A 12,527-nucleotide genomic window follows, 5' to 3' on the forward strand; every position below is an offset into this window, starting at 1 on the left:
AGCCGAGCGTGGGGGAGTCGGCGACCGACGAGAACGCGGCAGATGTGCGTGCCAGGCCCCGCGTCTGCGGCGTGATCCAAACGACAGGCCCTAGGCCTGTCGCTTCGTAGGGCTTTTCGTAGGGCGGTTTTCGTAGGGCTACGGCACCCGCTGCTTGTTCCGCTCCTGCTCCGCCGTCGGGCCGGTGTCCTCCGACGCCGGCGCCGGGGCCGGGAGGGCGACGAAGACCCACGTGCGGTACGACCAGAAGCGGAAGAGTGTGGCGACCCCGATGCCGACGAACTTGAAGACGTTGTTCTGGAGCGGGGTGTTCCAGCCGAAGCCGTAGGTCGCCGCGTACAGCACGCCGTTCTCGATGACCAGGCCCACCGCGCTGAACAGCAGGAACAGGGTCATTTCCCGGGTGCGGCCGGACTTGTCGCGGTCGCGGTACGTGAAGTAGCGGAAGCCGATGTAGTTGAAGATGATCGCGACGACGGTCGCGATGACGCTCGCGCGTACCACCTGGAGGTCGGTGACATGCCGCACCAGGTTGAACACGAGGAGGTTGACCAGCACCCCGGCCCCGCCCACCGCGCCGAACTTGGCGACTTCGCGAACGAGCCGTCGGAGCCGAGAGGCACCATGTCCCATGGTCGTGCAGGCCCCCGTCCCTCAGTTGGCGTCAACGCAGCCATGCTAACCACCCTCCCGCGCGATCTTCCTGCGGATACCGGTGGACGGCCGGAGATGGTCCGGGCCGGTCCGGGGAGGGACAGGAAACCGGCCACCTTGGCGCGGCCGATACCCTGAGGGAGTGACGTTTCCGGTAGTCGGCATGGTCGGCGGTGGCCAGCTCGCTCGTATGACACACGAGGCGGGCATCCCGCTGGGCATCAGGTTCAAGCTTCTCAGTGACACCCCGCAGGACTCGGCTGCGCAGGTCGTGAGCGATGTCGTCATCGGCGACTATCGCGATCTCGACACGCTGCGCGAGTTCGCCCGCGGGTGCGATGTGATCACCTTCGATCACGAACATGTACCCACCGAGCACCTCCGGGCCCTGGAGGCGGACGGCATCCCCGTGCGCCCCGGTCCCGACGCGCTCGTGCACGCCCAGGACAAGGGCGTGATGCGCGCGAAGCTCGACGCGATCGGCGTGCCCTGCCCCAGACACAGGATCGTGTCCGATCCTGCCGATGTGGCGGCCTTCGCGGCCGAGGGTGACGGTTTCCCCGTGGTCCTCAAGACCGTGCGCGGAGGCTACGACGGCAAGGGCGTGTGGGTCGTCGACTCCGTCGAGGAGGCCGCGGACCCCTTCAAGGCCGGTGTCCCCGTGCTCGCCGAGGAGAAGGTCGACTTCCTGCGCGAGCTCGCCGCCAACGTCGTACGGTCGCCGCACGGCCAGGCCGTCGCCTACCCGGTCGTGGAGTCCCGCCAGGTGAACGGCGTCTGCGACACGGTCATCGCCCCGGCCCCCGGCCTCGACGAGGACCTCGCGGTCCGGGCCTCCGAGATGGCCCTGAACATCGCCAAGGAACTCGGCGTCGTCGGGCACCTCGCGGTCGAGCTGTTCCAGACCCGCGGCGGGCGCGTCCTCGTCAACGAGCTGGCGATGCGCCCCCACAACTCCGGCCACTGGTCGATGGACGGCGCGGTCACCAGCCAGTTCGCCAACCACGTCCGGGCGGTCCTGGACCTGCCCCTCGGCGACCCGCGCCCGCGCGCCCCGTGGACCGTCATGGTCAACGTCCTGGGCGGCGACTTCCCGGACATGTACTCCGCGTACCTGCACTGCATGGCCCGCGACCCCCAGCTGAAGATCCACATGTACGGCAAGGACGTGAAGCCCGGCCGCAAGGTCGGACACGTCAACACCTACGGCGACGACCTGGACGACGTGCTGGAGCGCGCGTCCCACGCGGCCGGCTACCTGAGAGGCACCATCACCGAATGAGCCCTGTTGTTGGCATCGTCATGGGGTCGGACTCCGACTGGCCCGTCATGGAGGCCGCCGCGAAGGCCCTCGACGAGTTCGAGATCCCCTACGAGGTGGACGTCGTGTCGGCCCACCGCATGCCGCGCGAGATGGTCGCGTACGGCGAGCAGGCCGACGGCCGCGGGCTCAAGGTGATCATCGCCGGGGCCGGTGGCGCCGCCCATCTGCCCGGCATGCTCGCCTCGGTGACCCCGCTGCCGGTCATCGGCGTGCCCGTGCCGCTGAAGTACCTCGACGGCATGGACAGCCTCCTGTCGATCGTGCAGATGCCGGCCGGTGTCCCCGTCGCCACGGTCTCCGTCGCCGGTGCCCGCAACGCCGGGCTGCTGGCCGCCCGCATCCTCGCCGCGCACGACGAGGAACTGCGCGGCCGGATGCGCGACTTCCAGCAGGAGCTGAACGACCAGGCCACCGAGAAGGGCAAGCGCCTGCGCTCCAAGGTCGAGGGCTCGGGCGGCTTCGGCTTCGGCGCCGGGAAGTGACGGCGATGACGTCCCTGGAGTCGGCTCGGGAACTCCTGCGTGAGTTCCCGGTCGCCGACGGCCACAACGACCTGCCCTGGGCGCTGCGCGAGCAGGTCCGCTACGACCTCGACGCCCGCGATGTCGCCGCCGACCAGAGCGCCCACCTGCACACCGACATCCCGCGGCTGCGCGCGGGCGGGGTCGGCGCGCAGTACTGGTCGGTGTACGTCCGCACGGACTCGCCGGACCCGGTCGCGGCCACCCTCGAACAGATCGACTGCGTACGGCAGTTGCTCGCCCGCCACCCGGCCGACCTGCGGCCCGCGCTGACGGCCGCCGACATGGAGGCCGCGCGTGGGGAGGGCCGGATCGCCTCCCTCATGGGCGCGGAGGGCGGTCACTCCATCGCCAACTCCCTGGGCACCCTGCGCGGTCTGTACGGGCTCGGTGTGCGGTATCTGACCCTCACCCACAACGACAACGTGGACTGGGCGGACTCCGCGACGGACGAACCGAAGGCCGGTGGCCTCACCGCGTTCGGCCGCGAGGTCGTACGGGAGATGAACCGCGTCGGCATGCTCGTCGACCTCTCCCACGTGGCGGCGACGACCATGCGCGACGCCCTCGACACGAGCACCGCCCCGGTGGTCTTCTCCCACTCCTCCGCCCGGGCCGTGTGCGACCACCCGCGCAACATCCCGGACGACGTCCTGGAGCGGCTGCCCGCCAACGGCGGTGTCGCGATGGTCACGTTCGTGCCGAAGTTCGTGCTCCAGGCGGCCGTGGACTGGACGGCCGCGGCCGACGAGAACATGCGCGCCCACGGCTTCCACCACCTCGACACCACCGCGGAGGCCATGAAGGTCCACCGCGCCTTCGAGGAGCGTCAGCCGCGCCCGGTCGCGACGGTGGCGACGGTCGCCGACCACCTGGACCACATGCGCGAGGTCGCCGGCATCGACCACCTCGGCATCGGCGGCGACTACGACGGCACGGCCTTCACTCCCGACGGCCTCGACGATGTCTCCGGCTACCCGAACCTCCTCGCCGAGCTGCTGGAGCGCGGTTGGTCGAAGGCCGACCTGGCCAAGCTGACCTGGAAGAACGCGGTACGGGTGCTCGGCGCCGCCGAGGACGTGGCCCGCGGCCTTCAGGCGACGCGGCCGGCGTCCAACGCCACGATCGAGTCGCTCGACGGCTGATCATCGAGGGCGGGGTAGTCGGTGTAGCCGGCCGCCCCGCCCACATACATGAAGTACCCGTCGCGCAGCTCGTTCAGCGGCGCCCCGAGCCGCAGCCGGGTCACCAGGTCCGGGTTGGCGAGGAAGGGCCGGCCGAGCGCGATCAGGTCCGCCCCGGCGGCCAGCAGCGCCTCCGACGCCCGGTGCACCTCCTTGGTGGTGACCTCCTTCAGCACCGGGTTGGCGATGATCGCCCCGGGCCAGGCGGCGCGCACCCGCCGGAACACCGGGGTCTCCGGGTCGGCGTACCCCAGGTGCAGATAGGCGAGCCCCAGCCCGCCGAGGCGCTCGGCGAGCGCCGGGTAGATCTCCTCGGTCTCGCCCTCCGCGATGCCGTTGACGGTGTTGCCGGGGGAGACCCTGAGCCCGACCCGTTCGGCGCCGATCTCGGCGGCCACGGCCTCGGTCACCTCGGCCGTGAACCGGATCCGGGCGGCGACCGGTCCGCCGTAGTCGTCGGTGCGCAGATTGGTGTTCGCGGCCAGGAACTGGTGCAGGAGGTGGCCGTTGGCCGAGTGCACCTCCACGCCCTCGAATCCGGCGTCGATCGCGTTCCGCGCGGCCCGCGCGAAGTCGGCGACGGTGGTGCGGATGTCCTCGGCGGTCATCTCCCTGGGTACGACGGCAGGACGGTGGCCCTCCGGGGTGAAGATCGTCTCGGGGAGCGCGACGGGCGAGGGCGCGACCGGCGTCAGCCCGCTGGTCGCCGGGTGGCCGACCCGCCCGCCGTGCTGGAGTTGCAGGAACATCCGCCCGCCCGCGCCCCGTACGGCGTCCGTGACCAGCCGCCAGCCCGCCACGTGCGCCGGGCTGTGGACGGCCGTGATGTTGGGGTACGTCTGACCGACCGGGTTCGGTGTCGAGGCCTCCGCGATGATCAGCCCGGCCGAGGCACGCTGGGCGTAGTACGTGGCCATGAGCGGGGTCGGGGTGCCGTCTGCCTCCGCCCTGTTGCGGGTCAGGGGCGCCATCACCAGACGGTTCGGCAGGTGGAGACCGGGGAGACGAGCCGGTGCGAAGAGTGCTGTCGTGCGCTGCGTCATGCCCTTACGCTAGAACCTGACACTCATGTCAGATTCAAGCCCGGGAGTGAACGTGCGGATCGGTGAACTGGCCCGGCGCACCAACGTCAGCGAGCGGTCCCTGCGCTACTACGAGAAGCAGGGCATGCTCTCCGCCGAGCGGACGCCCGGCGGGCACCGGGAGTACCCGGAGGCGGCCGTGGACCGGGTCATCCGGATCCAGGAGCTGTTCGCGGCGGGACTGTGCAGCGAGAAGATCGTCCAGCTGCTGCCCTGCATGCGGGACGCGGACGGCGGCCCCTCGGCCCGGGCCACCCCCAGCCTGGTCGCCAACCTCACCGCCGAGCGCGCCCGCATCGACCGGATGATCGCCGACCTGGTCCGCTCCCGGGACACCCTGGACGAGGTGATCGACGCGGCCCGGCTGCCCTGAGCTCCCGCCGGGGCCCGGGCCGTACTCCGAACGCCCCGCTCACCAGGAACAGCCCGTCGCCCCATGCGACGGTGACCGTACGTCACGAGCACCGTACGGAGCCGCCATGGCAGATCTCCAGCACGACCTGCGCCCCACCGCCGCGACCGGCGAGTTCGACGATCTGGCCGAGCCGTACCCCGACGAGGGCGTCGTCGCGGCGGAGCCCTACGAGCCCGTCTCCGATCCGGATGACGCGCCCCTCACCCGGGCCCACTCCATCCTCGCTGCCCACCCCGTCGCCGACGGGTACAACGGACTGCCCTGGGCGCTCAAGCGGCTGTCCTACTACGACCTCGAGGACGGCGAGAGCACCGTCGACACGGACGTGCCCCGGCTGCGCAGCGGCCATGTGGGCGCGCTGTTCTGGTCGCTGCACCTGCCCGAGGGCCTCGACGGAGACCGGGCCGTCGGCGCCACCCTGGAACAGCTCGACCTGGCGAAGTCCATCGTCCGCACCTGCGACGAGGGCCTGCGGCCCGCCTGTACGGCCGGGCAGGTCGCCGACGCCCGCAACTGCGGCCGCGTCGCCGTGCTCCTCGGTCCGGCCGGGGCCTCGGCCGTGGGCGACTCGCTGGGCACCCTGCGCCAGCTGCACCTCCTCGGCCTGCGCGCCCTGACGCTGACCGGTGTGTCCTGGGCGAGCGACGCGGGACTGACCCGGTTCGGCGAGGAGGTCGTGCGCGAGATGAACCGGCTCGGTGTCATCGCGGACCTCTCCGGCGCCCCGGAGCAGACCGTCCGCCGCGTGCTGAGCCTCTCCCGGGCACCCGTGCTGTTCAGCCGCTCCGCGGCCCGCGCGATCCGCCCCCACCCGGTCAACCTCCCCGACGACCTGCTGGCCGAGCTGGGCGCCGCCAAGGGGCTGTGCCTGGTGCCGCTGACGGCCGAGCAGACCGGCCCGACCGTCCGGGACGTCGCCGACCACCTCGACCACATCCGTGCCGTGGCCGGAGCGCACAGCGTCGGACTGTCCGGCACCTACGACTCCGGTGCGGCCCACCCGCAGGAACTCGGCGACGTCTCCTGCTACCCGCGGCTGATCGCGGAGCTGCTGCGGCGCGGCTGGGACGAGGGCGATGTCGCCCTCCTGACCTGGGGAAACGTCCAGCGCGTCCTGCGCGGGGCCGACTTCACCGCACGTGCGGCGCAGCAGCGCCGCGCGCCGTCGAAGGCGACGATCTCGGAGCTGGACGGGTGAGAGCCGGTCCCCTCCTTTGCCTCCGCGGGGTCAGTCGTGCGCGATCCGGCAGAGGCAGAACGGGTGCCCCGCCGGGTCCGCGTAGACCCGGAAGTCCTTCTTGACGTCGTCCTCCTTGTCCAGCACCCGCGCCCCCAGCGCCAGCACCCGCTCCTCGGCCGCGTCGATCTCCTCCCAGGTCGCACCACCGTCGAAGTCCAGGTGGAACTGCTGGGCGTTGCGGTCGGACCGGGGCCACTCCGGAGGGGTGTGGCCGGGCGAGCGCTGGAAGGCGAGCCGGGGCCCGCCGGGGAGGCGCAGCACCACCCAGTCGGGGTCGTCGTCCTCGAGGGTGCCGCCCCCGACCGCCGCGTAGAAGCGGGCCAGCTCGCGGGGGTCGGAGCAGTCGACGACCACGGAGCGGAAATGTGCCACGGCGGACATGGGCCCTCCCGGTGTCAGCAGGCGCAGAGGCAGAACGGGTGCCCGGCCGGGTCGGCGTAAACCCGGAAGCTCCGTGAGCGGTCCTCGGTGTCCAGCGGCTTGGCGCCGAGCGCCAGCACGCCCTTCTCGGCCGCGTCGAGGTCCTCCACGTCCAGGTCGAGGTGGAACTGCTGCGAGGCGTCGGGCGACGGCCACGCCGGCGGTACGAAACCGGGAGCGGCCTGGAAGGCCAGCGGGGTACCGCCCGGCACCTTCAGGTCGACCCACTCGTCCTCCCCGTCGGACGCGACCTCCGGCGTGCCGCCGAGCACCTCGGCGTAGAAGGCGGCGAGCGCGTGCGGGTCGGGACAGTCCAGGACGACGAAACCCAGCTTGGCGAGAGCCATGACTTCCTCCTCGGAGTCGCGGTTACCGTCAGAGTCGGTTAACCAGTAACCGTTACTGCATGCTCCCCCATTGGCGGTAACCTCGCAAGGGAGAACGCGAGAGGTACGGTCCAGCCATGACGGAGAGATCGCCCGCGCCCGGCGGCCTGGCCCTGGTAGAGGCCCTGGTGAACACGCTGGACATCGAGTCGGGCGCCGACGCGCTGGACTCGCCCGAGGGCCGGGCGCGCTTCGGCATCACGCCGGACGGGACCGACCGGGCCCGGGCCCTGCGCGAGTCCCTGCGCGCGACCCTCCTCGCCCACGCCGGCCACCCGCCGCACCGCGAGACGCCTCCGCTCGGCGACCTCCTGGCCCGGGCCCCGCTCATCGTCACGGTCGACCCGACGGACGGCTCGGCCGCCCTGACCCCCGCCGGCGACCACACCCTGCCCGCCCGCGTGGCCGCCGCCGTCGCCGAATCCCTGGCCGCCGGCACCTGGACCCGCCTCAAGGCCTGCGAGGCCCCCGACTGTCACTGGGCCTACTACGACCGCAGCCCGGCGGGCCGGGGCCGCTGGTGCTCGATGCAGGTGTGCGGGGCTCGCGCGAAGATGCGGCGTTACCGGGCGAAAGGGATGTGACCCGCCCGCGCACGGGCCCGGTGGGGCAGAATGCAAGGCGACGCCGGTTCGGCCGACTGAGCCTCGGCCGAACCGGCGTCACCCTTCCTTACGCGTCGTCAGGCCTTGGGGCGCCCCATCGCGCGGTACGTCCAGCCGGCCTTGCGCCACCGGTCCGGGTCGAGGGCGTTGCGGCCGTCCAGGATGAGACGGGTCGCCGCCACTTCGCCGAGGGCCTCCGCGTCCAGCTCCCGGAACTCCCGCCACTCCGTCAGATGCAGCACTATGTCGGCGCCCCGGACGGCCTCCAGTGCCGAGTCCGCGTAGCCGAGGGTCGGGAAGACACGGCGGGCGTTGTCCATGCCCTTCGGGTCGAAGACCGTGACCTGGCCGCCCTGGAGGTGGATCTGCCCGGCGACGTTCAGCGCGGGGGAGTCCCGGACGTCGTCCGAGTCCGGCTTGAAGGTCGCGCCCAGCACCGCCACCCGCTTGCCGAGGAACGGCCCGCCGCCCAGCGCCTGCCGCGCCAGCTCCACCATCTGCCCGCGCTGGCGCATGTTGATGGAGTCGATCTCCCGCAGGAACGTCAGCGCCTGGTCCGCGCCCAGCTCACCGGCGCGCGCCATGAACGCCCGGATGTCCTTCGGCAGACAGCCGCCGCCGAAGCCGATCCCGGCCCGCAGGAACTTCTTGCCGATCCGGTCGTCGTAGCCGATGGCCTCCGCCAGCTTGGCGACGTCACCGCCGGCGGCCTCGCACACCTCCGCCATCGCGTTGATGAACGAGATCTTCGTGGCGAGGAAGGAGTTCGCGGAGGTCTTCACCAGCTCCGCGGTCGGGAAGTCGGTCACCACGAACGGCGAGCCCTCGGCGATCGGCGTGGCGTACACCTCCCGCAGCAGCTTCTCGGCCCGCTCGCTGCGCACACCCACCACCAGCCGGTCGGGGTGCAGCGTGTCGTCGACCGCGAAGCCCTCGCGCAGGAACTCCGGGTTCCAGGCCAGCTCGGCGTCCTCGCCGGCGGGCGCGTGCGCGGCCAGGTAGGCGGCGAGGCGGTCCGCGGAGCCCACGGGCACGGTCGACTTGCCCACGACCAGGGCCGGTCCGTGCAGATGCGGGGCGAGCGAGGCGATCGCGGAGTCGACGTACGACATGTCACAGGCGTACTCGCCGTGCCGCTGCGGAGTGTTCACACAGACGAAGTGCACATCCCCGAAGGCACCGACCTCGGCCCAGTCCTGGGTGAAGCGCAGCCGCCCGCTGGAGCCCTCGATGCCGGAGACGTGCTTGCGCAGCAGCTCCTCCAGGCCCGGCTCGTACATCGGGGCCTCGGCGCGCTCCAGCTTCTCGATCTTCTCGGGCACGACGTCGAGGGCGAGCACCTCGAAGCCCAGCTCGGCCATGGCCGCCGCGTGTGTCGCACCGAGATAACCGGTGCCGATCACGGTGATCTTCAGGGCCATGAGGTGCTCCAGGGGTCTACGGCATGCGGTGCGCGCCCGAGCATATCCGGGGCATGGGAAGGCGCTTCACTGGGCAACTTCTCCGCTGTCGTCTAGCTCACGTATCACTCCCGGGGGCGACCCCATAAACTTTTGATTACTTAACGGTAGTTAGCGTCAGCATCGCAGCGTTTTGGAGCGTGAGAGACCTTGGCCGGATCGGCTGACTTCGACCTGTACCGCCCGTCCGAGGAGCACGACATGCTCCGTGACGCCGTCCGCTCCCTGGCCGAGGCGAAGATCGCGCCGCACGCCGCCGCGGTGGACGAGGAAGCCCGCTTCCCGCAGGAGGCGCTCGCGGCGCTCGTCGGCAACGACCTGCACGCCGTGCACGTACCCGAGGAGTACGGCGGCTCGGGCGCCGACGCGCTGGCCACCGTCATAGTGATCGAGGAGGTCGCCCGCGTCTGCGCCTCCTCCTCCCTCATCCCCGCGGTGAACAAGCTGGGCTCGCTCCCGGTGATCCTCTCCGGCTCCGAGGACCTGAAGAAGAAGTACATGACCCCGCTCGCCAAGGGCGAGGGCATGTTCTCGTACTGCCTCTCCGAGCCGGACGCGGGCTCCGACGCCGCCGGCATGAAGACCAAGGCCGTCCGCGACGGCGACCACTGGATCCTCAACGGCGTGAAGCGCTGGATCACCAACGCCGGCGAGTCCGAGTACTACACGGTGATGGCCGTCACGGACCCGGCCAAGCGCTCCAAGGGCATCTCGGCCTTCGTCGTCGAGAAGTCCGACGAGGGCGTCTCCTTCGGCGCCCCCGAGAAGAAGCTCGGCATCAAGGGCTCCCCGACCCGCGAGGTCTACCTCGACAACGTCCGCATCCCCGCCGACCGCATGATCGGCGAGGAGGGCACCGGCTTCGCCACTGCGATGAAGACCCTCGACCACACCCGCATCACCATCGCCGCCCAGGCCCTCGGTATCGCCCAGGGCGCCCTCGACTACGCCAAGGGCTACGTCCAGGAGCGCAAGCAGTTCGGCAAGCCGATCGCCGACTTCCAGGGCATCCAGTTCATGCTCGCCGACATGGCCATGAAGATCTCGGCCGCCCGCGCCCTGACCTACCAGGCCGCCGCCGCCTCCGAGCGCGGCGACGCCGACCTCACCTACCAGGGCGCCGCCGCCAAGTGCTTCGCCTCGGACGTGGCGATGGAGGTCACGACGGACGCGGTGCAGCTCCTCGGCGGGTACGGCTACACGCGCGACTACCCGGTGGAGCGCATGATGCGCGACGCCAAGATCACACAGATATACGAAGGCACGAACCAGGTCCAGCGCATCGTGATCGCGCGCAACCTGCCGTAGCCCGTCCCCGCGGACACCCCTCGGCCCCCGGCTCGTGCCGGGGGCCGACGTGTCTCACAGGAAACGGCGGATCGGGGTCACCGCGGCCTCGGCCAGGCGCTCGGACAGCGGGCGGCGCTTCCAGCGGGCCGTGTCGATCGGGTCGCTGTGCTTGCGGTCAACCTCGAAGTCGGCGTCGAGCCGCGCGGTGAAGTCCTCGTCGAGGACAGCCAGGACGACCTCCTCGTCGTGCTCCATGGAGCGGCGGTTGAAGTTGGTGGAGCCGATGAGGGAGCAGACCCCGTCCACCGTGATGATCTTCGTATGGAGCATGGTCGGCTGGTACTCCCGCACCTCCACACCGGCGTCGACCAGCGTCTGGTAGTGCTGCCGCCCGGCCAGCAGGCACGCCCGCTGGTCGGTGTGCGGGCCGGGCAGCAGGATCTCCACCTGGACCCCGCGGCGGGCCGCCGCGGCCAGCAGGTCGATGAAGTAGGTGTCGGGGGCGAAGTAGGCCGTCGCCAGCCGCAGGCGTTCCTGCGCCGAGGTGATCAGGACCCGCAGGAGCGTCTGCATGTCCTGCCAGCCGAAGGAGGCCGAGCCCCGCACGACCTGGACCGTGGCCCGGCCCGGCTGCTCCTGGGCGGTGAAGCGGTCGTGCTCGTCGTAGAGGTCGTCGTGGCACTCGGCCCAGTTCTGCGCGAAGGCCGCGGCGATGCCGTCCACGGCGGGGCCGCGGACCTGGACGTGGGTGTCGCGCCACTCGTCCGGGTTGCGCGCGTCGCCGCACCACTCCTCCGCGATGCCCACGCCCCCGGTGAAGGCGGTGTGCTCGTCGGTGACCAGCACCTTGCGGTGGCAGCGGTGGTTCTGCCGCATCGGCGACAGGCGCGTGGGTCTGCGGAACCAGGCCACCTGGACACCGGCCTCGTCCATGGCGTCCAGCAGGTCGCGCTCTATCTCCTTCGCCCCGAAGCCGTCCAGCAGCAGCCGCACCCGGACCCCCGCGCGGGCCCGCTCGGCCAGGGCCGCGGCGAACTCGTGGGCGACCTCGCCGCGCCAGTACACGAACGTCATCATGTCGACGGTGTGCTCCGCGGCCCGGATGGCCGCCAGCATCGCCGGGAAGATCTCGTCGCCGTTGCGCAACGGCACGAGCTCGTTCCCCTCGGTCGCCGCGATGCCGAGCAGTCGCTCCAGCCGTCTGCGCAGCCGCTGTTTCTGCTCCTCGGTACCTCTCGGCTCCGGAGTTCTCGTCTCGTCGTACGTCTGCTGTGTCATGTCCGGGTCTCCCCCCTGCAGGTGTGTCTCGCCGCCCCGCCCTCGCGAGGCCGGGCCCCCGGCGCGCCTGCACCCCGTTTTGCCGCTGCGGGCGGTTTCACGCAGCGCCCGGTGCGTCGTGCCTCACAACCGGAAGCGCACCGCACACGGGTGGGTCCGCCCTGTGGTGCTCATGGGGCCACAGGCGTAGGACGAGAGGTGCGGGCGTCGAACCGCGGCTCCCGCCACCCCCTGGAGGACGTCATGACCCAGCAGCCCACCACCGCGACCCCGCTCAGCAAGGAGATGCAGGACTGCGTCCAGGCGTGCATGGCCTGCCACAGCGTGTGCGAGGAGACCATGAGCTCCTGCCTGCAGATGGGCGGCCCGGCCCAGATGCAGATCATGCGCGCCGTCATGGACTGCGCCGAGATGACGCGCATGTGCGCCGACATGATGATGCGCCGCTCGCCGCTGTCGGCCGAGATGTGCGCGATGTGCGCCAAGGCCTGCGACATGTGCGCCGAGGCGTGTATGTCCATGCCGGACGACGACCAGATGATGCGCTGTGCCGAGGCGTGTCGCCGCTGTGCCGAGATGTGCCGCTCGATGTCGGCCGCCGCGATGTGAGGACCGCCTCACGGCAAAGGGGGCACCCGTCCGGGTGCCCCCTTCTGCTGCCCGCACGC

The 12,527-nt window shown here is 71.3% G+C and carries 14 protein-coding genes; 8 read left to right on the forward strand and 6 right to left on the reverse strand.

Annotated features, from left to right (window positions below):
* Positions 1–138: 138 nt before the first annotated feature.
* Positions 139–633 carry a GtrA family protein gene (locus ACFZBT_RS38060; RefSeq protein WP_391114192.1) on the reverse strand — a complete coding sequence of 165 codons (495 nt, stop codon included), beginning with the start codon at positions 631–633 and terminating at the stop codon, positions 139–141.
* 163 nt (positions 634–796) lie between these two features.
* Here ACFZBT_RS38060 and ACFZBT_RS38065 point away from each other — a divergent pair, with 163 nt between their 5' ends.
* From ACFZBT_RS38065 to ACFZBT_RS38075, 3 genes are read left to right on the forward strand one after another with little or no spacing between them, the layout of a single operon-like run.
* Entirely contained in the window at positions 797–1,936 is a 1,140-nt protein-coding gene (locus ACFZBT_RS38065) for a 5-(carboxyamino)imidazole ribonucleotide synthase (protein WP_391114195.1), read from the forward strand.
* Positions 1,933–2,460: a 5-(carboxyamino)imidazole ribonucleotide mutase gene (purE, locus tag ACFZBT_RS38070; RefSeq protein WP_184598238.1), complete on the forward strand. Its 528-nt coding sequence runs from the start codon at positions 1,933–1,935 to the stop codon at positions 2,458–2,460. Before ACFZBT_RS38065 ends, purE begins: the two co-directional genes overlap by 4 nt.
* Positions 2,461–2,465: 5 nt before the next feature.
* Positions 2,466–3,644 (forward strand): membrane dipeptidase, encoded by a 1,179-nt coding sequence (locus tag ACFZBT_RS38075; RefSeq protein WP_391114199.1) that lies wholly within the window; start codon positions 2,466–2,468, stop codon positions 3,642–3,644.
* Here ACFZBT_RS38075 and ACFZBT_RS38080 read toward each other — a convergent pair.
* Positions 3,593–4,726, reverse strand: a complete 1,134-nt coding sequence (locus ACFZBT_RS38080) for an alkene reductase (RefSeq protein ID WP_391114202.1) — start codon at positions 4,724–4,726, stop codon at positions 3,593–3,595. The two genes, ACFZBT_RS38075 and ACFZBT_RS38080, sit on opposite strands and share 52 nt — an antisense overlap.
* A gap of 52 nt (positions 4,727–4,778) precedes the next feature.
* Here ACFZBT_RS38080 and ACFZBT_RS38085 point away from each other — a divergent pair, with 52 nt between their 5' ends.
* Both ACFZBT_RS38085 and ACFZBT_RS38090 read left to right on the forward strand, forming a co-directional pair.
* Positions 4,779–5,138, forward strand: a complete 360-nt coding sequence (locus ACFZBT_RS38085) for a MerR family transcriptional regulator (RefSeq protein ID WP_391114313.1) — start codon at positions 4,779–4,781, stop codon at positions 5,136–5,138.
* 106 nt (positions 5,139–5,244) lie between these two features.
* The gene (locus ACFZBT_RS38090) at positions 5,245–6,378 is read left to right on the forward strand and encodes a membrane dipeptidase (RefSeq protein ID WP_391114205.1); all 1,134 of its coding nucleotides are present in this window, start codon (positions 5,245–5,247) and stop codon (positions 6,376–6,378) included.
* Positions 6,379–6,408: 30 nt separating this feature from the next.
* On the opposite strand, the gene ACFZBT_RS38095 is transcribed toward ACFZBT_RS38090, so the two are convergent.
* Together ACFZBT_RS38095 and ACFZBT_RS38100 are read right to left on the reverse strand one after the other, a co-directional pair.
* Positions 6,409–6,801, reverse strand: a complete 393-nt coding sequence (locus ACFZBT_RS38095) for a VOC family protein (protein ID WP_391114208.1) — start codon at positions 6,799–6,801, stop codon at positions 6,409–6,411.
* Between the two features lie 14 nt (positions 6,802–6,815).
* Entirely contained in the window at positions 6,816–7,187 is a 372-nt protein-coding gene (locus tag ACFZBT_RS38100) for a VOC family protein (RefSeq protein WP_391114211.1), read from the reverse strand.
* Positions 7,188–7,303: 116 nt separating this feature from the next.
* On the opposite strand from ACFZBT_RS38100, the gene ACFZBT_RS38105 reads away from it, so the two are divergent.
* Positions 7,304–7,810, forward strand: coding sequence for a CGNR zinc finger domain-containing protein (locus tag ACFZBT_RS38105; protein ID WP_391114214.1), 507 nt, complete (start codon positions 7,304–7,306; stop codon positions 7,808–7,810).
* Between the two features lie 98 nt (positions 7,811–7,908).
* Here ACFZBT_RS38105 and ACFZBT_RS38110 read toward each other — a convergent pair whose 3' ends face one another.
* Positions 7,909–9,252, reverse strand: coding sequence for a nucleotide sugar dehydrogenase (locus tag ACFZBT_RS38110; protein WP_391114217.1), 1,344 nt, complete (start codon positions 9,250–9,252; stop codon positions 7,909–7,911).
* Positions 9,253–9,441: 189 nt separating this feature from the next.
* Here ACFZBT_RS38110 and ACFZBT_RS38115 point away from each other — a divergent pair, with 189 nt between their 5' ends.
* Positions 9,442–10,599 carry an acyl-CoA dehydrogenase family protein gene (locus ACFZBT_RS38115; protein WP_391114219.1) on the forward strand — a complete coding sequence of 386 codons (1,158 nt, stop codon included), beginning with the start codon at positions 9,442–9,444 and terminating at the stop codon, positions 10,597–10,599.
* Positions 10,600–10,653: 54 nt separating this feature from the next.
* Here ACFZBT_RS38115 and ACFZBT_RS38120 read toward each other — a convergent pair whose 3' ends face one another.
* Positions 10,654–11,859, reverse strand: a complete 1,206-nt coding sequence (locus ACFZBT_RS38120; RefSeq protein ID WP_391114222.1) for a phospholipase D-like domain-containing protein — start codon at positions 11,857–11,859, stop codon at positions 10,654–10,656.
* 243 nt (positions 11,860–12,102) lie between these two features.
* On the opposite strand from ACFZBT_RS38120, the gene ACFZBT_RS38125 reads away from it, so the two are divergent.
* Positions 12,103–12,468, forward strand: coding sequence for a four-helix bundle copper-binding protein (locus tag ACFZBT_RS38125; protein WP_391114224.1), 366 nt, complete (start codon positions 12,103–12,105; stop codon positions 12,466–12,468).
* The last annotated feature ends 59 nt before the right edge of the window (positions 12,469–12,527 follow it).

The organism is Streptomyces sp. NPDC008137 (genome assembly GCF_042957035.1).
In the GTDB taxonomy this organism is placed as follows: domain Bacteria; phylum Actinomycetota; class Actinomycetes; order Streptomycetales; family Streptomycetaceae; genus Streptomyces.

What these genes read in the sequence shown, in the direction of transcription:
- ACFZBT_RS38060 (WP_391114192.1), bottom strand. Translation starts at nt 633, where the DNA reads ATGGGACATGGTGCCTCTCGGCTCCGACGGCTCGTTCGCGAAGTCGCC.
- purE (WP_184598238.1), top strand. Translation starts at nt 1,933, where the DNA reads ATGAGCCCTGTTGTTGGCATCGTCATGGGGTCGGACTCCGACTGGCCC.
- ACFZBT_RS38075 (WP_391114199.1), top strand. Translation starts at nt 2,466, where the DNA reads ATGACGTCCCTGGAGTCGGCTCGGGAACTCCTGCGTGAGTTCCCGGTC.
- ACFZBT_RS38080 (WP_391114202.1), bottom strand. Translation starts at nt 4,726, where the DNA reads ATGACGCAGCGCACGACAGCACTCTTCGCACCGGCTCGTCTCCCCGGT.
- ACFZBT_RS38090 (WP_391114205.1), top strand. Translation starts at nt 5,245, where the DNA reads ATGGCAGATCTCCAGCACGACCTGCGCCCCACCGCCGCGACCGGCGAG.
- ACFZBT_RS38095 (WP_391114208.1), bottom strand. Translation starts at nt 6,801, where the DNA reads ATGTCCGCCGTGGCACATTTCCGCTCCGTGGTCGTCGACTGCTCCGAC.
- ACFZBT_RS38100 (WP_391114211.1), bottom strand. Translation starts at nt 7,187, where the DNA reads ATGGCTCTCGCCAAGCTGGGTTTCGTCGTCCTGGACTGTCCCGACCCG.
- ACFZBT_RS38105 (WP_391114214.1), top strand. Translation starts at nt 7,304, where the DNA reads ATGACGGAGAGATCGCCCGCGCCCGGCGGCCTGGCCCTGGTAGAGGCC.
- ACFZBT_RS38110 (WP_391114217.1), bottom strand. Translation starts at nt 9,252, where the DNA reads ATGGCCCTGAAGATCACCGTGATCGGCACCGGTTATCTCGGTGCGACA.
- ACFZBT_RS38120 (WP_391114222.1), bottom strand. Translation starts at nt 11,859, where the DNA reads ATGACACAGCAGACGTACGACGAGACGAGAACTCCGGAGCCGAGAGGT.
- ACFZBT_RS38125 (WP_391114224.1), top strand. Translation starts at nt 12,103, where the DNA reads ATGACCCAGCAGCCCACCACCGCGACCCCGCTCAGCAAGGAGATGCAG.